This is a genomic window from Deferrisoma palaeochoriense (genome assembly GCF_054656955.1).
Genome location: NZ_BAAHXI010000072.1, coordinates 1 through 19763, shown reverse-complemented (window position 1 = coordinate 19763; position 19763 = coordinate 1). Strand labels below are relative to the sequence as shown.

Below are 19763 nucleotides of genomic sequence, written 5' to 3'. Positions count from 1 at the left end.
GCCGCCCAGCTGCCGAGCAGCCCAGCCGCCTAGCCGAAGTTACTTGGAAGCCCTGCTTTATACTGAACCCCCCGCCACCTGTAAAGCGGCGCCCCGGAGGCGCCGGAGGCGCTCGGCGAGCCGTGCCGCATGGGAGCCCGGCCAGTAGACCCGGCCGCACCGGTCGCAGGCGATGAGGGCGCTGCGATGCCGGAGCGCAATATGGTCCGGGACCTTGGCGAGGGCGGCGTCGTCCGGAGCGGGCCGGAGGACGCCGTTGCACACAAGGCAGCGGCTCCACGCCGGAGGGGCCGGGTGGGGCGGAAGGGCGGCCAACACCTCCCGGGTCTGCTCCACCGGGGACGTGGCCGCCACCCACACGCACCGCACGTTTCGGGCCCTTCGGACCAGGCCCCGGTCGCGGGTGACCAGCACCCGGCCCTCCCGCTGGGCCAGCCGGAGGAGCGCCGGGTCCGGCAGATCGGGGCGAAACTCCGCGTCGTAGCCCAGGAGGCGGAGATCCCGGGCCACGTTGCCCAGCATGGCGTCCACCAGGAAGCGCGGGAGTTCGTCGCTTGCGCGATTCAAACCGGGTTCCTCCGGGCGCGGGCGTTGACAAGGCCGGTTTCGATATGATACCAGATGCCGTACCGCTTGGATCCGGAAGGCCGGACCGGGACGGGAGATGCCAGCGCGATGTACCTTCCGGGTTTCCCGCGAAGGCACAGAACCGTCGTTTCGCCGCATTTGCGGCTTGGCGCCCCCGGACCTCCGGCGGGCGCTTTTGTTTTGGCCGTGTGCGAGGACGCTCCCATGGAGTGGCTGGAGACGATCGACGCGATGAGGGCCTGGTCCCGGGCCGCCCGGGCGCGGGGGAAAACCGTGGGGTTCGTGCCCACCATGGGGTACCTGCACGAGGGGCACCTCCGGCTGGTGGCCCGGGCCCGGGAGCTCGCCGACCGCGTGGTGGTGTCGATCTTCGTGAACCCCACCCAGTTCGGCCCGGGGGAGGACTTCGACCGGTATCCCCGGGACGAGGAGCGCGACCGGCGGCTGTGCGAGGAGGCCGGGGTGGACGCCGTGTTCTTCCCCTCGGCCGCCGAGATGTATCCGGAAGGGTACCAGACCTACGTGACGGTCGAGGAGATCTCGAAGCCCCTGTGCGGGGCGTCCCGCCCCGGCCATTTCCGGGGTGTCGCCACGGTGGTCCTGAAGCTGTTCCACGCCGTGGAGCCGGACGTGGCGGTGTTCGGGGAAAAGGACTACCAGCAACTCCAGGTGGTTCGGCGGATGGTGCGCGACCTGAACCTGCCGGTGCGAATCGTCGGGGTGCCCACGGTGCGGGAGGCCGACGGGCTCGCCCTTTCGAGCCGAAACACCTACCTGTCGGACGAGGAGCGCCGACAGGCCTTGGCGATCCCCCGGGCGCTTCGGTGGGCCCAGGAGCAGGTGGAGGCGGGGGTGCGGGACCCCGGGGCGCTGGCGGGCGAGATCCGGTCGTTGCTGGAGGGGGCGGGCCTCCGGGTGGACTACGCGGAGATCCGGCACCCGGACACCCTCGAGCCGGTCGGATCGATCGAGGACCGGGCTGTTCTGGCAGTCGCCGCGTTCTCCGGCCGGACGCGGCTCATCGACAACCGGGTGCTCGAGCGGCGGGGGTAGGGACCTTGGGCCTGGGGGAAGAAGAGGATACACGACGCCGAGGGGCGGCGAACGGAGGTGAGACGATGACCCGTTCCATGCTGAAGGGAAAGATCCATCGGGCCACGGTGACCGGGGCGGATCTCCACTACGAGGGGAGCGTGACGATCGACCCCGTTCTCCTCGAGGCGGCCGACATCGTGCCCTACGAGGAGGTCTGGATCTACAACATCGCCAACGGGGAGCGGTTCCAGACCTACGCCATCCCGGGCACTCCCGGGGAGGGCGAGATCCGCTTGAACGGCGCCGCGGCCCACAAGGCCTCGCCCGGGGACCTGGTGATCATCTGCGCCTTCGCCCAGGTACCGGAGGAGCAGGTGGCCTCGTGGCAGCCGAAACTCGTGTTCGTGGACGGGGCGAACCGGATCGCGTCGCAAAAGGCCGCCTGAGATGAACCCCCCGGACCGGAGGGTGTTCTCGGCGTCGTGGGTTCTGCCGATGGACGGCCCCGCCCTGGAGGGCGGGGCCGTTCTCGTTGAGGGGGGCACGATCCGCCAGATCGGCAAACAGGCGGACGTCGCCCGGGAGGCCGGGGCCGCCGAGCGGGTGGATCTGCCGGGATTCGTACTCCTGCCGCCCCTGGTGAACGCCCACGCCCATCTGGAGTTGACCGGGCTCCGGCCGCCCGTGGCGCCCGGGTTCGCGGAGTGGGTGCTCGGGGTCATCGCGGAAAAACGGGCGGCCCCCCCCGCCCGGTGGGCCCGGGCGGCGGCGGCCGGGGCCGAGGCCTGCCTGGGGGCCGGCCAGGGGTGGGTCGCCGACGTGGTGACCCGGCCGGAAACGGCCCAGGGGTACCCGGTGGGCGGTCCTCGGATCCTCGCCTTTCCCGAACTGATCGCGGCCCACGACGAGCACCTCCCGGCCGCTTGGGCGGGCCTGGAACGGCTGGAGGCGGCCTGCGGAGGTCGGGCGTGGGGCGTTTCGCCCCACGCCCCATACACGGTGTGCGCCGAGGGGTTCCGCCGGGTGGCCGGTCGGGCCCGGCTCATGGTGCACCTGGCGGAAACCGCCGCCGAGGTAGAGTTTTGTCGGTCCGGAACCGGGCCGATCCGGGACGTGCTGTACGCCGCATTGGGGCTCGCCCCGCCGGCCGCGCCGGGGTGCCACCCCGTGGACTGGCTCGACCGCCTGGGAATCCTCCGGCCCGGGGCGATCCTGGTGCATGCCGTCCACGTGGAGCGCCGTCACGTGGAGACCCTCGCCCGGAGCGGCGCCGGGGTGGTGCTGTGCCCCCGGAGCAACCGCCGGCTGTCGGGGCGGGCCGCGCCGGGAAGGGCGTTCTTGGACGCAGGCGTCCCGGTGGCCCTCGGCACCGACAGCGTGCTTTCGTCCGGGGATCTGGATCTGCGGGCCGATGCGGCCGCCGCGGTGGACGACTACGGCTGGAGCCCCGAGGAGGCCGTCCGGGCCGCCACCCGGGGCGGTGCCGAGGTGCTCGGCCTGGGGGGCCGGGTTGGCCGGTTCTCCCCGGGGGCGCGGGCTGATATGATGGCGGTCCCCTTGGAGGGCCGCGACCCCTGGGAGGCCCTCCTGGGGGGAGGCCGCATCAAGGCCCTGTGGCTCGACGGCGAGGCGGTGTAGCGGCACTCGCGGGGGGCCAGGGGCCAGAAGACAGAGGACAGAGGACGGAGGACAGGGGTTTTCCGACCTCTGTCCTCCGAATTCTGACCCCTGACACGGAAGCCGCTCCCACAGGTTGGGACAACCGCTGACGCTGGAATCCTATAGGATTTTAGCGTCCGAGCGTCCCAGCCTCCTAGCATCCCAGCGGGAAGTAACTTGGAAGACAGGGGACAGGGGTTTTCCGACTTCTGTCCTCCGAATTCTGACCCCTGACACGGAGGCCGCGTGGGCTGGTTTGCACGGTTGGTGCGATACCTGCGGGACCGGATCCGGCGAAACTTCATCGCCGGGTTCCTGGTCATCGTGCCCCTGGGGCTCACGTTCTACGTGGTGGCCGCCATCGTGCGGTGGGCCGACCGGATCCTGGCGCTCGTGCCGGAGCGGTTCCTGCCCGAGACCTACCTGGGGTTCCGGATCCCGGGGTTGGGCGTGATCCTGACGCTCCTTTTCATCCAGGTCGTGGGGTTCCTGAGCGCGAACTTGTTCGGGCACAGCGTGGTGAGGGCCTACGAGCGGATCCTCGACCGGATCCCGGTGGTACGCGCGTTTTACCAAGCGGTGAAGCAGCTTCTTCAGCAGTTGATCGACGCCCGAAGCGACAAGTTCCACCGGGTGGTCCTGGTGGAGTACCCCCGCAAGGGACTCTACAGCATCGGGTTCGTGACGGGCCTGAGCAAGGGGGAGGTCCAGACCCGCACTCCCCAGCGGGTGCTCAATGTGTTCGTGCCCACCACCCCGAACCCCACGTCGGGATACTACCTCCTGGTGCCGGAGGAGGACGCCGTGCCGCTCCAGATCACGGTGGAGCAGGCGTTCAAGCTGATCATGAGCGCGGGCATGGTGGGGTGGGAGACCCCCGAGACGACAAAGGCCCGCCCTTCCGGGCGGGCCTCCGAGGCGCCGAGCAGAGAACCGACCCCGTCGGCCTAGCGGCCGGCGGCCTTCCGTTTGCTGGCCTTCAGGGGGTTCAGCATCTTCTGGGTTTTCTCTTCCTCGATCTTGATGTGCGTAGCCATGTTGCAAAGGCCGAGGGCCCACTGCTTGGCCGGGGCCGGGTAGGCGGAGCAGTATTTGCCGGTGGGCCACTCCTCGATCCGGGCGCAACCCTCGCACTTCTCCACCACGGGCCGGCACTCCCCGCCGGGGAAGGTGCAGCCCTGGGCGCCCCAGAAAAAGCAGTCTTTGTCCTTCTTGATCGTCTGGCAGAGCATGGCGGCGTACCTCCTCTAAGGTTCCGGCGCCTACGGCCGGCGGATTCACGAAAGTGCGAAACTCTACTCCGGACGGCGAGAACGTGTCAATGTTTCTGCGCCAGACCGTGGAGCGGGCGTTCCGGCGGCACGGTCTGTGGGGCCGGGGGGCCCTGGTGGCCGTGTCGGGGGGGCTCGACTCGACGTGCCTGGCTCGGTTGGTCGCCGAGGTGGCGCCCGCGGGCCTGGGGCCGGTGGCACTGGCCCACGTGGACCACGCCCTGCGCCCCGAGTCGGCTGAGGACGCCGCGTTCTGCCGGGACCTGGCGGCCGAGCTCGGGCTCCCGTTCCGGTATCGGCGGCTCGACCCCGGGAGCTGCCGGGGAAACCTCCACGCCTGGGCCCGGGCCGAGCGGAGGGCGTTTCTCCGGCGGGAACGGGAGGCCTTGGGCCTCGGATGCGTGGCCCTGGCCCACCACGCCGACGATCAGGCCGAGACCGTTGTGTTTCGGCTCCTCCGAGGCGCCGGGCCCCGGGGGCTCGGGGGGATGGCCGAATGGTCTCCGCCGTTCCTGCGACCCCTCCTGGGAATCTGGCGGCGGGACCTGGAGGGGGTGGCCGCCGCGCGGGGATGGAGTTGGCGCGAGGATCCGTCGAACCTCTCGCCCCGGTTCACCCGCGTCCGGCTGCGGCGCGAGGTGCTGCCGCTCCTGGAAGCGGTACGGCCCGGGGCCAAGGGGGCGCTCCTTCGTTCGGCCGGCCTCATCGCCCGGGACGACCGGGTGCTCTCGGGGTGGGCCCGGGACTGGGCGGAGCGGTTCGCCGTTCGGGAACCCGAGGGGTGGCGGATCCCCGTCGGGGACCTGACGGGACTGCCCGACGCGGTCCGGTTTCGCGTCTACCTCGCCGCCTGGGTCCGGGTCGGGGCGGATCCCGCCCTTCTGGACCTCGGGCACCTTGAGGCGATCGACCGCCTTCTCGGGGCGGCCGGCCGGGAACGGTGGATCCCTGTCCCGGGCCCCGCGGCCGTGTGCCGGTGCTTCGGGGACCTCTGGTTCCTCCCCCGGCGGCCGGAGCCGAGACTTCCTACCCTGGAGTTGGCCGGGCCGGGGGCGCGCGCTTGGGCGGACGGCCGGTGCGAGGTCGTGTGGGTCGCTGGGTCACGGCCGGAGGCGCCGGCCGTGGCCGTTCCTGCCGGCCGGGGCGCCGGCGGCGTGAGGCTCCGCCCCCGGTTGCCGGGAGATCGGTTCAAGCGGGGCGGCCGGACCGCCAAGGTCAAGGACGCGCTCATGGAGGCGCGCCTCCCTTCGTGGCGCCGGGACGAAACCTGGGTGGTCGAGGATGGGGGGGGGATCTTCGGCCTCCTGGGGCCCTGGTTCTGGGCCGGGGCCGAGGACGGCCCGTCTTGGATCCGGCTGGCGGGTTCGTGAGTCCGGAGGGCGAAATCCGTTGTTGGAGCGCCGGCCCCTGTGCTAAGTTTCAGCGTTCTCCCCGATTCGTTTTCCCTGTTCCTGCAGACTTGGAGTCGTACCGGATGTCGATCGCGACCCGGCCCCAGCGGCCGTTCTTTCGCAACCTGGCCCTGTGGTTGCTCATCCTCCTCGTGTTGCTCCTGCTGTTCCAGTTGTTCCCCGGGAATCAGACGGTTCAGAGGAACATCACCTACTCCGATTTCCTGGAGGCGGTCGAAACCGGCCAGGTGAGCGAGGTTGTGCTCCAAGGACGCGAGGTCCAGGGGGTCATGACCGACCAGACCCCGTTTCGGACCTATCGGCCGGACGACCCGGATCTCGTGCGGATTCTCCGGGAGAACGGGGTGGCCATCACGGCAAAGCCCGAAAAGGACTCCCCCTGGTACGTTACGATCCTGATCTCCTGGTTCCCCATGCTTCTTTTGATCGGGGTGTGGATCTTTTTCATGCGCCAGATGCAGGCGGGCGGGGGGAAGGCCCTGAGCTTCGGCAAGAGCCGCGCCCGCATGCTCACCCCCGACGAGACCAAGGTGACCTTCGCCGACGTGGCCGGGATCGACGAGGCCAAGGAGGAGGTCGAGGAGATCATCGAGTTTCTCAAGAACCCAAAGAAGTTTACGAAGCTCGGCGGCCGCATCCCCAAGGGCGTGCTCCTCATGGGCCCCCCGGGCACGGGGAAGACGCTGCTCGCCAAGGCCATCGCCGGCGAGGCCGGGGTGCCGTTCTTCTCGATCTCCGGATCGGACTTCGTGGAGATGTTCGTGGGGGTGGGGGCAAGCCGGGTCCGCGACCTCTTTGTCCAGGCCAAAAAGCACGCCCCCTGCATCATCTTCATCGACGAGATCGACGCGGTGGGCCGCCACCGGGGCGCCGGCCTGGGGGGCGGCCACGACGAGCGCGAGCAGACCCTCAACCAGCTCCTGGTGGAGATGGACGGGTTCGAGTCGTCCGAGGGGGTGATCCTGATCGCCGCCACGAACCGGCCCGATGTCCTCGACCCGGCGCTCCTGCGGCCCGGCCGGTTTGACCGGCAGATCGTGATCCCCCGGCCCGACGTGCGGGGCCGGGAGGGGATTCTCAAAGTCCACGTGAAGGACGTTCCCCTGGCCGAAGACGTGGACCTGGAGACCCTGGCCCGGGGTACCCCGGGGTTCAGCGGGGCCGACCTGGAGAACCTGGTGAACGAGGCCGCCCTGGCCGCCGCCCGCCAGGGCAAGGATAAGGTCGGTATGGACGACTTCGAGAAGGCGAAGGACAAGGTGCTGATGGGGGCCGAGCGCCGGAGTCTCGTGCTCTCGGAGGAGGAGCGCCGGAACACAGCCTACCACGAGGCCGGCCACGCGCTCGTGGCGATGATGCTCCCCAATGCCGATCCCATCTACAAGGTTTCGATCATCCCCCGGGGCCGGGCGCTGGGCGTGACCCAGCAGCTTCCGATCGACGAGCGCCACACCTACACCCGGGAGTACTTGCTCGATCGCATCGCGGTGTTCCTCGGGGGACGGGCCGCCGAGGAACTCGCCGTGGGGCACCTCACGACGGGGGCGGGGGACGACATCGAGAAGGCCACCGAGATCGCCCGGCGCATGGTGTGCAAATGGGGCATGAGCGACCGCCTCGGGCCGCTCACCTTCGGCAGGGAGGAGGAGCAGATCTTTCTCGGGAAGGAGCTCGCCACCCACCGGGACTACTCGGAGCGCACGGCCGAGGAGATCGACGAGGAGGTCAAGCGGATCGTGCGGGAGAACCTGGAGCGGGCCCGCACCCTGCTCTCCGAAAATCGGGATCGGCTGGACGCGCTGGCCAAAGCGCTCCTGGAGCGGGAGGTGCTCGTCGGCGAAGAGATCCAGGCGATCGTGGGCGCCGCCCCGGCTTCGGAGCAAGGATCCGGTGGTGGGGAAGGGGGAGGGCCCGACTCGGGCGGCGAGGAGAAGCCCGGGTCGTCTCCGGCCGAAACAAAGGAAGCGGGCCGCACGCGACCTCCCAAGGACCCCCGCCAGCCCGAGTTGTTTGGCTAGGGGGCAAGGGAACCGTCGGGGAACCACGGAGGACGCGGAGAGGACCGGCGGGTTCGGGCCGCCGGGGGAGCGTGCGCCCACGGGACTCGGGGCGGGGGAGCGACCCTCGGACCCGATACGGACCGAAACCCCGTCGGCGGAGTCGTGGTTCCCGGAATGCCGTCGCCGGACCGACGCTTGATGGTATCTATTTGATATGCAAGGATGTTTCCGCCTAGCCGCCTAGCCAGGAGGATGTTTCCCGTGTACCACTTGCGCGTCATGGACCTTGCGGATCCCGGGCGGGCCCGGGCCGAGTTGGAACGGGTGGGGGCCGACGCGGCCGGGGTGGCGCGGATGATCGACAAGGCCGGGTTCCTGGCGATCCGGGTCGAGGGCCTGAGGTCCCCGGCGGCGAACATCCTGAAGCAGGAGATGCTCTCCCTGGGGGGCGATGCCGCCGTGGCCCGGGGCGTGGTGAACTGCTCGGCCGAGCGGTCCGACGCGATCATCCTGGGGACCCGGAAGCAGGTGCGCCGGCTCGTTCGGAAGCTCCGGCCCCAACCGTTCGGGCTCAAGCGGTTGGCAGACGAGCTCCAGGCGCTGCTGGGGGCCGGGGAGCCCGTGGAGTTCCGCTGGCACGGCGGGACGCTCCGCCTCGACGCCCGCCCCCTGGTGATGGGCATCCTCAACGTCACCCCCGATTCGTTCTCGGACGGGGGCGAGTTCTTCGACCGCGAGGCCGCCCTGGACCGGGCCCTGGCCATGGTGGAGGAGGGCGCCGACCTTCTGGACGTGGGCGGCGAGAGCACCCGGCCCGGCGCCCCGCCGGTGTTCCAGGACGAGGAGGAGCGCCGGGTCCTTCCCGTGATCGAACACCTGGCCCACCGGGTGGGGGTGGCGATCTCGGTCGACACCTACAAAGCGGCCGTGGCCCGGAAGGCCGTGGACGCAGGCGCCGCCATCGTCAACGACGTGAGCGGGCTTCGGATGGACCCCGAGATGGCCCGGGCGGTGGCGGAGACCGGGGCGGGCCTCGTGGTCATGCACATGCGGGGCGACCCCCGCACCATGCAGTCCGACACCACGTACGACGACCTCGTGGGCGAGATCTTCCGGGCGCTCGAGGAAAGCGTCGACCGGGCCGTCGAGGCCGGGGTGGACCGGAGCCGGGTTTGGATCGATCCAGGGATCGGGTTCGGGAAGAGCGCCGGCCAGAACCTCGTGCTCCTGCGGCGGCTGGGGGAGTTCCGGTCCCTCGGGTGCCCGGTTCTCGTGGGCGCGAGCCGCAAATCCTTCATCGGGAAGACCCTGGGCATCGACGATCCCAAGGACCGGCTGGAGGGCTCGTTGGCCGCGGCGGTTCTGGCGGTGGCCGGGGGCGCCAGGGTCCTGCGGGTCCACGACGTGCGCGCCACCCGGCGCGCGGCGGATCTGGCGTGGGCGGTGTGTAGCGCCGAAGAGGAGTGACGGTTGCTCGACCTCTTGAGCGGGCTGCGGGTGCAGGATGTGGTGGACATCCTGCTCGTGGCGTTCGTGATTTACCGGATTTTCCTCCTGCTCAAGGGGACCCGTGCGCTGCAGATCCTGGTCGGGCTCGCGATCCTGGTCGTCGCCTACGTGGGGAGCCAGGTGTTCGAGCTCTTCACCCTGCACTGGCTTTTGAACGCCTTCCTCTCGTCCATCATCCTCGTCATCGTGGTGCTCTTCCAAAACGAGATCCGACGGGCCCTGGCGCACGTGGGTATGAACCCGTTTCTCGGGGGCCGCGAAGGGGCCCAGGAGGCCGCGGTGATCGAGGAGTTGATGCGGGCCGCCGTGAGCCTCGCGAACAAGCGGATCGGGGCCCTGATCGTGCTGGAACGCGACACCCGGCTCGACGACCAGGTGGAGAAGGGGGTCGCGCTCGATGCCCTGGTGTCGCGGGAGCTCCTCCAGGCGATCTTTTTGCCCTACTCCCCGATTCACGACGGCGCCGTGGTGGTCCGGGGCCGGAGGATCCTGTGGGCGGGATGCTTGCTGCCGCTCACCACCCGGTCCGACCTGGACAAAGACTTCGGCACCCGACACCGGGCGGCCATCGGGCTCACCGAGGAAACAGATGCCGTGGTGATCGTGGTGAGCGAGGAGCGCGGGGCGATCTCGGTGGCCGTGAACGGCCGGGTGACCCGGGACCTCGACGGCGCCACCCTGCGCAAGGTGCTCCTCAATCTGTTTCGGGTGGGGGAGGCGGCCGTGCGGGGCGAGAAGGCCAAGGCGAAGGTCCGGCGCGTGGAGGTCCGGCCTTGAGGCTCAGTTGGCGGGCGTGGCTGACCGAGAACTGGGGCCTCAAGCTCCTGTCTTTAGGGTTTGCGGTGCTCCTGTGGATGTTCGTGGTGGGGGAGAAGCGAAGCGAGGTGAGCCTCACGGTTCCCCTGGAGCTCACCGGCATCCCCTCCGACCGGGTGGTGGTGAGCCCCGTGCCCGAGGCGATCCGGGTCCGGGTCAACGGGCCCCGGACCCTCCTGGCCGCCATCGATCCGGCGAAGCTACGGGTGTCCCTCGATCTGGAGGGGGTGCAGCCGGGGATCAGCTCGTTCGAGATTCTGCCCTCGCGGCTCAACCTGCCCCGGGGCGTCGACGTGACGTACATCTCCCCCTCGGTGATCACGGTCGACGTGGACCGCCGGGTGGAGAAGACCGTGCGGGTGAAGCCGCGGCTCCGGGGAAGCCCGGCCGAAGGGTTCGAGGTCGTGTCCGTGGAGGCCGAGCCCGCCGAGGTGCGGGTGAGCGGGGCCGAGCGCGCCCTTCGCGCCTTGACAGAAGTGCCCACCGAACCGGTGGACGTCGCGGGGGCCACCGGGGGGCTCACCCGCCCCGTGGGGCTCGCGTTCCCCGATCCCACGATCCGGCCCCTGGACGCGACCAGCGTGAAGGTCACCGTGGCGATCCGGGAGGTCGTGGCGGAGCGGGAGTTCCTGGGGATCCCGGTGCTGCCCGGGCCCGCTGGGGACACCCTCGTGCCCCCAGCGGTTCGGGTCAAGATCCGGGGGCCGGTCCGGGCGGTGGCCCGGATCGTGCCCGAGGACATCCGGGTGCGGGCCGAGCCGGGGGGCCCCGGCCCGGTCCGCGTGGTGGTGGAGGCCCCGGCCTCCGTAGAGGTGGTGGAGGTCGCCCCCAACACGGTGGAGCGCATCGTGGAGCCGCCGTCGGAGGCGCCCGGGGAACCGCAGGAGCAGGCCATGCCCTCGGCACCGGCCGAATCCGCCGCAGAGGGACAACCCCCCGTCGCGCCGGAATGAGGCCCGCCGTGACGGGGCGGGGGCAGGCTCCCGATCGTGCCCCCTTTGGGTTTGAGACGTTCTGCTTTCCAGCTTTCTAGCTTTCCAGCCGTCGGCTGTGCAGGAGGACGGGGCAATGGGACGGAAATTGTTCGGAACGGACGGAATCCGGGGCGTCGCCAACATCGAGCCCATGACCGCCGAGATGATGGTGCGGTTGGGCCGGGCCGCGGCCCACGTGTTCAAGGAGCGCAAGAGCGGCCGCCACCGGATCGTGATCGGCAAGGACACCCGGCTTTCGGGCTACATGCTCGAAAACGCCCTCGCCTCGGGAATCTGCTCGATGGGGGTCGACATTCTGCTCGTGGGCCCGCTGCCCACCCCGGGGATCGCGTTCATCACCTCGAGCATGCGGGCCGACGCCGGGGTGGTGATCTCGGCCTCCCACAACCCGTATCAGGACAACGGCATCAAATTTTTCGACCGCGACGGGTTCAAGCTGCCCGACGAGGTGGAGGCCGAGATCGAGGCCCACCTGTTCAACGGCGAACTTGACCACGTGCGGCCCACGGCCGAGGAGGTGGGCAAGGCGTTCCGGGTGGACGACGCGGTGGGCCGGTACGTGGTGTACCTTAAAAGCACCTTCCCCTCCCACCTCACCCTCGAGGGGATCCGGATCGTGGTGGACTGCGCGAACGGCGCCGCCTACCGGGTGGCCCCGGCCGTGTTCGAGGAGCTCGGCGCCGAGGTCATCCCGATCGGGATCCACCCGGACGGATCCAACATCAACGCCGGCTGCGGGAGTCTCCACCCCGAATGCGTGGCCCAGGAGGTGCGGGCCCGGGGTGCCCACCTGGGAATCGCCCTCGACGGGGATGCCGACCGGGTGATCGTGGTGGACGAGCACGGAAACGAGGTGGACGGGGACCACATCATGGCGATCTGCGCCCGGGACCTCCAGGCCCGGGGCCGGCTCAAGGGCGGGGCCGTGGTGGCCACGGTCATGAGCAACCTGGGCCTGGAGCGGTCGCTCGCCGAGGTGGGACTCGGGCTCGTGCGCACCCAGGTGGGGGACCGGTACGTGGTGGAACGGATGCGGGTCGACGGGTACAACTTCGGGGGCGAGCAGTCCGGGCACCTCATCTTCCTCGATCACGCCACCACGGGCGACGGGGTTCTGGCCGCGCTCCAGCTCCTGGCGGTGGCGGTGGGCTCGGGGAAGCCCCTCTCTGAACTCGCCCGGGTGATGGAGGCCGTGCCCCAGGTGCTCCAGAACGTGCGGGTGCGGGAAAAGCGGCCGGTGGAAGACCTGCCGGGGGTCCAGCGGGCCATCCGGGCCGTGGAGGCCGAGCTCGGCAAGGACGGTCGGGTGCTGGTGCGCTACTCGGGCACCGAGCCCAAACTCCGGGTGATGGTGGAGGGGGACGACGAGGACCGGATCCGGGCCATGGCGGCCGAGATCTGCGAGGCCGTGCGCCGCGAGATCGGGGAGGAGGCTGCATGATCCGGCTCGGGGTGAACATCGATCACGTGGCCACGGTCCGCCAGGCCCGCCGCATCCGGGAGCCCGACCCGGTGTGGGCCGTGGTGCTGGCCGAGCTCGGGGGGGCCGACCAGATCACCCTCCACCTCCGGGAGGACCGGCGGCACATCCAGGACGAGGACTTGGAGCGGGTGCTGGCCACGGCCAGCGTGCCGGTGAACCTGGAGATGGCCGTGACCGACGAGATGCTCCGGATCGCGGCGGCCCGGCGGCCCCACTCGGCGACCCTGGTCCCCGAGAAACGCGAGGAAATCACCACGGAGGGGGGGCTCGACGTGGCCGGCCAGGCCGAGGCGGTCCGCCGCGCGGTGGACACCCTCGCCGCGGCCGGGATCCGGGTGAGCCTGTTCATCGACCCGGACCCCCGGCAGGTGGAGGCCTCGGTGCGCACGGGCGCCCGGGCCGTGGAGCTCCACACCGGGGCGTTCTGCGAGGCCTGGGGCACGCCGGCGGCCGCCGCCGAGCTCGAGCGGCTCCGGAGCGCGGCCCGACTCGCGGCCGAGGCGGGGCTCGCGGTGCACGCGGGCCACGGCCTCAACGTGCGAAACGTGCGGCCGGTGGCCCGGATCCCCCAGGTGGAGGAGCTCAACATCGGCCACTCCCTCGTGGGCCGGGCCATCTTCGTGGGGCTCCAGGCCGCGGTGGCCGAGATGAAGGCGATCCTCGCCGAGGAGGCGGCCCGCCGGTGATCCGGGGGATGGGCTCCGACCTGGTGGAGGTCCGCCGGATCGCGGCGGCCCTCGATCGCCACGGCGAACGGTTCCTGCGGCGGGTGTTTCGGCCGGGGGAGGAGCGCCGGGACGGGACGGTGCTGCCCCCCGAGTCCCTGGCCGCCCGGTTCGCCGCCAAGGAGGCGGTGCTGAAGGCCCTGGGGACCGGTTGGTCCGCCGGGGTGCGTTGGACCGACGTGGAGGTGACCGGAGGCCGGGGCCAACCGCCGGCGGTCCGGCTCCACGGGGGGGCCCTGCGACGGGCCGAAGCGCTGGGGGCCGCCCGGATCCACCTGAGCCTAAGTCACGACGGGGGCCTGGCGCTCGCCTTCGCCGTGCTGGAGGGGGAGGCCGGGCCGGGCCGCTGACGGGGGCCCGTCTCCGAGGCGGAGCAAGGCGCGCTCCCCCTCCCCCTGTCCCCCTCCCGCCAGGGGAGGGGGGACTCGATGCCACCACGGGTACCACCGAAGACCCTCTCCCCCACAGGGGGAGAGGGGCAGGGTGAGGGGGCCCGGGACGAAGGCCCGAAAGAAGGGGTGCCACGGCTCGAACGCCGCTCCCACAGGGTGGTATGGCTGATGACGCCGAAATCTAGAATGTTTTTGGCCGCCTAGCCGCCAAGCATCCCAGCTGCTTAGCTCGGAAATGCCATGCTCGAACTCCTGACCGCCAAAGAGATGAAGTCCCTCGACACCTGGACGATCCAGGAGGTCGGGATCCCGGGCCCGGTGCTCATGGAGACCGCCGGCCGGGGGGTGGTGCGGGCGCTTCTCGACCGCTTCGCGGGCGCGGCGGGCCGGGGCCCGGTCGTGGTGGTGTGCGGCCGCGGCAACAACGGGGGCGACGGGTTCGTGGTGGCCCGGTGTCTGCAGAACCAGGGGGTCGACGTGACCGCGGTGCTCCTGGGCTCCCGGGACCAGGTGGGCGGGGATGCGGCGGTCCACCTCGGCGCCCTCCTGGGCTTGGGCGGGCGCCTGGTGGAGGTGGCCGAGGCGGACGAGGCCGCGGCGGCCGCCCGGGTCCGGGGGGCCGCCCTCGTCGTGGACGCGGTGCTGGGCACGGGGCTGCGGGCCGAGGTCCAGGGGCTCGCGGCCCGGGCCATCGGCTGGATGAACGAGGCGCCGGCGCCGGTGGTGAGCGTGGACATCCCCTCGGGGGTCGACTCCGACACCGGGGCCGTTCGCGGGGCGGCCGTGAGGGCCGACCTCACGGTGACCTTCGCCTGGCCCAAGCGGGGCCACTTCCTGTTTCCCGGCGCCGGGCTGCGCGGAGAGCTCGCGGTGGTGGACATCGGGATCCCCCGGTCCGGGGTGGGCCGGGTCGGGCCCGAGGTCACCCTGATCGACCCCGAAGATCTCGCGGGGCTCGTGTGCCGCCCCCCCGACGCCCACAAGGGCACCCTGGGCCGCGTGTGGGTGGTCGGGGGGAGTTGGGGAAAGACCGGGGCCCCCGGGCTCGCGGCGGTGGGGGCGCTGCGGGCCGGCGCAGGGCTCGCCACCGTGGCCTCCCCCGGTGGGCTCGGGATCGAGGCCCGGCTGCCCCTGGAGGTCATGACCCACCCGGTGGGCGAGGGGCTCGACTGGCCGGCCGGGGCCTGGGAGGCACTGGCGGGGGAGCCCGCCCACGCCTGGGTGGTGGGTCCGGGCCTTGGCACGGGGGAGAACGCCGGGCGGCTGGTGGGGGCGCTCCTGGAGCGGGCGGAGGGCCCCTGCGTGGTGGACGCCGACGCCCTGAACCTTCTGGCCGCGGCCGGAACGCCCCGCCTGGGCCCGGACCGGGTGCTCACCCCCCATCCCGGGGAGGCGGCCCGGCTTCTCGGCCGGCCCACGGCCGGGGTGCAGGCCGACCGGGTGGGGGCGGCCAAGGCCCTGGTCGAGCGCACCGGGGCGGTGGTGGTGCTCAAGGGGGCGGGAACCCTGGTGGCGGCGCCCGGGGAACGGGTCTGGCTCGTGGCCGCCGGGAACCCCGGCATGGCCACGGCCGGCACGGGGGACGTGCTGGCCGGGGTGATCGGGGCGCTCCTGGCGCGGGGGCTGGCGCCCTTCGACGCGGCCCGGCTGGGGGCCTGGGTCCACGCGGCGGCCGGCGACGCGGCCGCGGCGGCGGGCGTGGAGGGCCGGATGGCCGGAGACCTCCTGGCCCGCCTGCCCGAGGCGATGGCTCGGATCGGGTCGGTTGCGGCCCCGCCGCCGGGCCGGGACCGGTGGTTCCCCCCGGCCGGCGTGCCAGGTGCCAGAGGACGGAAGACAGAAGACAGAAGACAGAAGACAGGGGGGCTGACATCCGTCCTCTGAATTCTGATCCCTGATACCCGAGGCTGCTCCCACGGGGTGGGACGGACCGCAACGCGGGAGTCGCCCGGCGTTTAGCGTCCCAGCCTCCCAGCCGACGAAGGAGCAACGATGAAAACCGCTCGTGACATCATGACCCGCGACGTGCTCACGGTGCGTCCCGACACCCCGCTCAAGGAGTTGAGCCGGCTCTTCATCGAAAAGAAGGTGAGCGGGTTTCCGGTGGTGGACGAGAAGGGGAGTCTCAGGGGGGTGGTGACCGAGAGCGACCTCCTCCATCAGAACCAGCGGCTTCACATCCCCACGGCCATCACGATCTTCGACGCGGTGATCGTGCTGGGAAGCTCCAAGAAGCTCGAGGAGGAGCTCCGGCGCATGGCGGCCACCACGGTCGAGGAGATCATGACCCCGGACCCGGTCACCGTGACCGAGGACACCCCGGTAGAGGAGGTGGCCCGGATCATGGCCGAGCGCCACATCCACACCCTGCCCGTGCTCGACGCCAAGGGCCGGCTCGTGGGCGTGATCGGCAAGGTGGACGTGATCCGGGCCATGGGTGGGGGATGAGGGCTTCGTTTGTTTCCCGCGGCCCCGAGGACACGCTGGCGCTCGGCGAGGTCGTGGGCGAGGCGGCCCGGCCGGGGCTGGTCGTGGGGCTCTCGGGCGACCTGGGGGCCGGGAAGACCGTCTTCACGAAGGGCATCGCCAAGGGGTTGGGGTGCCCCCGGTGGCAACGGGTCACGAGCCCCACCTTCACGCTCCACAACGAGTATGCGGGTCGGCTGCGGCTCCACCACCTGGATCTTTACCGGCTGGCCGAAGGGGGGGCCCTGGGAGATGCGGGCCTGGACGAGGTGTTGTATGGGCCGGACGTGTGCGTGGTAGAATGGCCCGACTTGTTTCTTGCGGAATTTCCGGAGGATCGGCTCATGGTGCGGCTCGATTGCCCCGGAGGGGCCGGGGACGTGCGGCACGTCGATATGACGGCTTCCGGCTCCACGAGTGAGGCCGTGCTTCGGGCGGTCGTGGCGCGGGTCGAGGCGCGTTTGCGGAGGGAGGTTCTCGATGGAGATGTATGACGTGGCGGTGTTGGGGGGAGGCCCGGGCGGGTACGTGGCGGCGATCCGCGGCGGGCAACTGGGGGCCAAGGTGTGCGTGGTGGAGGAGGCCAGTCTCGGGGGCACCTGCCTCAACCGGGGCTGCATCCCCTCGAAGGCGTTCTACGAGAGCGCCTCGCGGGTGTTGGCGGTCCGGAACGGGGCCGAGTTCGGAATCCGCGCGGCGTTCGAGGGGTTTGATCTCGGGGCCTGCGTGGCCCGGAAGAACCGGGTGGTGGGCACCCTGGTGGGAGGCGTGCAAAAGCTCCTGCAGGGGTACGGCGTGGACGTTGTGCAGGGCCGGGGCACGCTCACCGCGGCCGACGCGATCCAGGTCCGGACCCCCGACGGGTCGAGCCGGGTGGTGCGGGCCCGCAACGTGATCGTGGCCACCGGGTCGCGGCCGGCGAGCCTTCCGGGCATTCAACCCGACGGGGTTCGCATCCACACGAGCGACTCCATCTGGGATCTCGAAACCCTCCCCCAGCGGCTCGCAATCGTGGGCGGGGGCGTGATCGGGTGCGAGCTCGCGTACATGTTCGCGGCCTTCGGTTGCCGGGTGACCGTGATCGAGGCTCTGGGCCGGATTCTGGCCACCGAGGAGAAGGAGGCGTCCCGGACGGTGCACCGGAGCCTCGAGGCCCTGGGGGTGGAGATCCGCACCGGGGTCAAGGTGGCCGGGGCCGAGGCGGGCTCCTCCGAGGTCGGCGTGGCCCTGGAGGGGGGGGACCGGGTGCTCGCGGACTGCGCCGTGGTGGCCGTGGGACGGGTGCCGGCCAGCGAGGGGATCGGGCTCGAGGACCTGGGGGTGGAAACCGACGAGCGGGGCCGGATCCGGGTGAACGACGAGATGGAAACCACGGTGCCCGGGGTGTACGCCGTGGGCGACGTGGTGGGCCAGTATCTCCTGGCCCACGTGGCCACGAGCGAGGCGCTGGTGGCCATGCACAACAGCCTGGGCAAGAAGTACTGGATGGATTACTCCATCGTGCCCTATGCCGTGTTCACGAAGCCCGAGGTCGCCTCGGTGGGCGCGAAGGAGGACGAGCTCAAGGCGAGCGGCACCCCCTACAAGGTGGGCCGGTTCTCCTTCGGCGCGAGCGGCAAGGCCCTGTGCATGGGCGAACCCGAGGGGTTCATCAAGATCCTGTCCCACGAGGACACGGGCCGGATCCTCGGGGCGACCATCGTGGGGGCCCACGCCTCCGACATCGTGGGCGAGATCGCCGTGGCCATGCGCATGGAGGCCTCCCCGGGCGACATCGTGACGACGATCCATGTTCACCCCACCATCAGCGAGGTGATCCTGGAGGCGAGCGAGGACACCATGGGGCTCTCCATCCACCGGATGGCCCGGCGTAGGAGGGAGCAGGGCTGATATGGCGTTGATCGTCCAAAAATACGGAGGGACGTCGGTCGGCGATCTCGACCGGATCCGCAACGTGGCCCGGCGGGTGGCTCGGTACCGGTCCGAGGGCCATGGCGTGGTCGTGGTGGTGTCGGCCATGGCGGGCACCACGGACCGGCTGCTTTCGATGGCCCACGAACTAGCGGAACTCCCGGACGAGCGGGAGCTCGACGTGCTCTTGGCCACCGGGGAACAGGTGACCATCGCGCTCCTCTCGATGGCCCTAAACGCCATGGGGGTGCCGGCGGTGTCGATGACCGGGTTCCAGTGCCGGGTGCTCACCGACAGCGCCCACACGAAGGCCCGGATCTCCCAGGTGGAAACCGACGGCATCCGGAAAGCCCTGGCCGAGGGCAAGGTGGTGGTGATCGCGGGGTTCCAGGGGGTGGACCCCAACACCGGGAACATCACCACCCTGGGCCGGGGCGGCTCCGACACGAGCGCCGTGGCCGTGGCGGCGGCGCTCAACGCGGACGCGTGCGAGATCTACACCGACGTGGACGGGGTGTACACCACGGACCCCAACGTGTGCGACCGCGCCCGCAAGCTCAAACGCATCTCCTACGACGAGATGTTGGAGTTGGCGAGCGTGGGGGCCAAGGTGCTCCAGATCCGGTCCGTGGAGTTCGCCAAGAAGTACAAGGTGCCGATACATGTGCGCTCGTCGTTCTCGGACGACGAGGGCACCTGGGTGGTGGAGGAGACGGAAGACATGGAACAGGTGGTGGTGGCCGGTGTGGCGTACGACCGCAACGAGGCCAAGGTGAGCGTGCGGGGGGTTCCGGACCGGCCCGGCATCGCGGCCAAGATCTTCGGCGCCCTGGCCGAGCGGAACATCGTGGTGGACATGATCGTGCAGGACGTGGGGGAGGGCGAGCGGGCGTCGATTACGTTCACCGTGCCCAAGGCCGACCTCAAGCGGGCCCTAGCCGTGATCGAACCGGTGGCTAAGGAGCTCGGCGCCACCCACGTGGAGGCCGACACGGGCATCGCCAAGATCTCCATCGTGGGGGTTGGCATGCGGAGCCACGCCGGCGTGGCCGCCAAGATGTTCGAGACCCTGGCCCGCGAGGGCATCAACGTGCTGATGATCTCCACCTCGGAGATCAAGGTGTCCTGCGTGGTGGAGGAGAAGTACACGGAGCTCGCGGTGCGTGTGCTCCACAACGCCTTCGGGCTCGACAAGGAGAACGGCGCCGCCTAGCCGCCGAAGCCCTTCGGAACCCGTTCCGACGGGCGGACCTCCCGGTTCCGCCCGTTCGCGTACGGGCCATCGGAGGTCACACGACAAAGGACAGGGGACGGTCCCGCGGGGGGCGAGGACGCTCGCGGCATCCTGCCTGGCGCTTGCCCGCTGCGTGCCGGCCTCCGGCACAACGCGGACTTCGAGAGGTCGGGTCGCACCGCGTTTCCGGAGGGGGATCGGTTTTCGCTTCCCGGCTTCCTAATGAGGCGTTCCCGAAATCACGTAGTAATTCCAAGGGGTGGGGCT

Annotated in this window: 19 protein-coding genes; 17 read left to right on the top strand and 2 right to left on the bottom strand. The window is 70.8% G+C overall.

The window, feature by feature from the left end:
• Positions 1 to 57: 57 nt before the first annotated feature.
• Positions 58 to 567, bottom strand: a complete 510-nt coding sequence (locus ACYQ8L_RS15905) for a Mut7-C RNAse domain-containing protein (RefSeq protein ID WP_459942797.1) — start codon at positions 565 to 567, stop codon at positions 58 to 60.
• Between the two features lie 225 nt (positions 568 to 792).
• Here ACYQ8L_RS15905 and panC point away from each other — a divergent pair, with 225 nt between their 5' ends.
• The 4 genes from panC (at position 793) to ACYQ8L_RS15885 (ending at position 4233) form a co-directional block, all read left to right on the top strand.
• On the top strand, positions 793 to 1641 hold the full coding sequence (panC, locus tag ACYQ8L_RS15900; RefSeq protein ID WP_459942796.1) for a pantoate--beta-alanine ligase: 849 nt from the start codon (positions 793 to 795) through the stop codon (positions 1639 to 1641).
• Positions 1642 to 1706: 65 nt separating this feature from the next.
• Positions 1707 to 2069, top strand: a complete 363-nt coding sequence (panD, locus tag ACYQ8L_RS15895; RefSeq protein WP_459942795.1) for an aspartate 1-decarboxylase — start codon at positions 1707 to 1709, stop codon at positions 2067 to 2069.
• A 1-nt stretch (position 2070) separates the two neighbouring features.
• Entirely contained in the window at positions 2071 to 3261 is a 1191-nt protein-coding gene (locus ACYQ8L_RS15890) for an amidohydrolase family protein (protein ID WP_459942794.1), read from the top strand.
• A gap of 267 nt (positions 3262 to 3528) precedes the next feature.
• Entirely contained in the window at positions 3529 to 4233 is a 705-nt protein-coding gene (locus tag ACYQ8L_RS15885) for a DUF502 domain-containing protein (RefSeq protein ID WP_459942793.1), read from the top strand.
• On the opposite strand, the gene ACYQ8L_RS15880 is transcribed toward ACYQ8L_RS15885, so the two are convergent.
• Positions 4230 to 4514 (bottom strand): PxxKW family cysteine-rich protein, encoded by a 285-nt coding sequence (locus tag ACYQ8L_RS15880; protein WP_459942792.1) that lies wholly within the window; start codon positions 4512 to 4514, stop codon positions 4230 to 4232. The two genes, ACYQ8L_RS15885 and ACYQ8L_RS15880, sit on opposite strands and share 4 nt — an antisense overlap.
• Before the next feature lie 89 nt (positions 4515 to 4603).
• Between ACYQ8L_RS15880 and tilS the strand changes: the two genes are divergently transcribed.
• The 13 genes from tilS to ACYQ8L_RS15815 all read left to right on the top strand — a co-directional run bounded on the left by tilS (position 4604) and on the right by ACYQ8L_RS15815 (position 19475).
• A complete protein-coding gene (tilS, locus tag ACYQ8L_RS15875; RefSeq protein ID WP_459942798.1) occupies positions 4604 to 5923 on the top strand; it encodes a tRNA lysidine(34) synthetase TilS in 1320 nt (439 codons plus the stop codon).
• Between the two features lie 104 nt (positions 5924 to 6027).
• On the top strand, positions 6028 to 7983 hold the full coding sequence (gene ftsH, locus ACYQ8L_RS15870; protein WP_459942791.1) for an ATP-dependent zinc metalloprotease FtsH: 1956 nt from the start codon (positions 6028 to 6030) through the stop codon (positions 7981 to 7983).
• A 243-nt stretch (positions 7984 to 8226) separates the two neighbouring features.
• Positions 8227 to 9432 carry a dihydropteroate synthase gene (gene folP / locus ACYQ8L_RS15865; protein ID WP_459942790.1) on the top strand — a complete coding sequence of 402 codons (1206 nt, stop codon included), beginning with the start codon at positions 8227 to 8229 and terminating at the stop codon, positions 9430 to 9432.
• A gap of 3 nt (positions 9433 to 9435) precedes the next feature.
• On the top strand, positions 9436 to 10251 hold the full coding sequence (gene cdaA / locus ACYQ8L_RS15860; protein ID WP_459942789.1) for a diadenylate cyclase CdaA: 816 nt from the start codon (positions 9436 to 9438) through the stop codon (positions 10249 to 10251).
• Positions 10248 to 11243, top strand: a complete 996-nt coding sequence (locus ACYQ8L_RS15855) for a CdaR family protein (protein WP_459942788.1) — start codon at positions 10248 to 10250, stop codon at positions 11241 to 11243. Before cdaA ends, ACYQ8L_RS15855 begins: the two co-directional genes overlap by 4 nt.
• 115 nt (positions 11244 to 11358) lie before the next feature.
• A complete protein-coding gene (gene glmM, locus ACYQ8L_RS15850; protein ID WP_459942787.1) occupies positions 11359 to 12726 on the top strand; it encodes a phosphoglucosamine mutase in 1368 nt (455 codons plus the stop codon).
• The gene (locus ACYQ8L_RS15845) at positions 12723 to 13454 is read left to right on the top strand and encodes a pyridoxine 5'-phosphate synthase (RefSeq protein WP_459942786.1); all 732 of its coding nucleotides are present in this window, start codon (positions 12723 to 12725) and stop codon (positions 13452 to 13454) included. The genes glmM and ACYQ8L_RS15845 overlap by 4 nt, the downstream gene beginning before the upstream one ends.
• Positions 13451 to 13843: a holo-ACP synthase gene (locus ACYQ8L_RS15840; protein WP_459942785.1), complete on the top strand. Its 393-nt coding sequence runs from the start codon at positions 13451 to 13453 to the stop codon at positions 13841 to 13843. Before ACYQ8L_RS15845 ends, ACYQ8L_RS15840 begins: the two co-directional genes overlap by 4 nt.
• Before the next feature lie 282 nt (positions 13844 to 14125).
• Positions 14126 to 15769, top strand: a complete 1644-nt coding sequence (locus tag ACYQ8L_RS15835; protein WP_459942784.1) for an NAD(P)H-hydrate dehydratase — start codon at positions 14126 to 14128, stop codon at positions 15767 to 15769.
• A 108-nt stretch (positions 15770 to 15877) separates the two neighbouring features.
• On the top strand, positions 15878 to 16333 hold the full coding sequence (locus ACYQ8L_RS15830; protein ID WP_459942783.1) for a CBS domain-containing protein: 456 nt from the start codon (positions 15878 to 15880) through the stop codon (positions 16331 to 16333).
• The gene (gene tsaE / locus ACYQ8L_RS15825) at positions 16330 to 16845 is read left to right on the top strand and encodes a tRNA (adenosine(37)-N6)-threonylcarbamoyltransferase complex ATPase subunit type 1 TsaE (protein WP_459942782.1); all 516 of its coding nucleotides are present in this window, start codon (positions 16330 to 16332) and stop codon (positions 16843 to 16845) included. The genes ACYQ8L_RS15830 and tsaE overlap by 4 nt, the downstream gene beginning before the upstream one ends.
• On the top strand, positions 16832 to 18241 hold the full coding sequence (lpdA, locus tag ACYQ8L_RS15820; protein WP_459942781.1) for a dihydrolipoyl dehydrogenase: 1410 nt from the start codon (positions 16832 to 16834) through the stop codon (positions 18239 to 18241). Before tsaE ends, lpdA begins: the two co-directional genes overlap by 14 nt.
• 1 nt (position 18242) lies before the next feature.
• Complete coding sequence (locus ACYQ8L_RS15815) at positions 18243 to 19475, top strand: aspartate kinase (RefSeq protein WP_459942780.1); 1233 nt, start codon at positions 18243 to 18245, stop codon at positions 19473 to 19475.
• Positions 19476 to 19763: the final 288 nt, after the last annotated feature.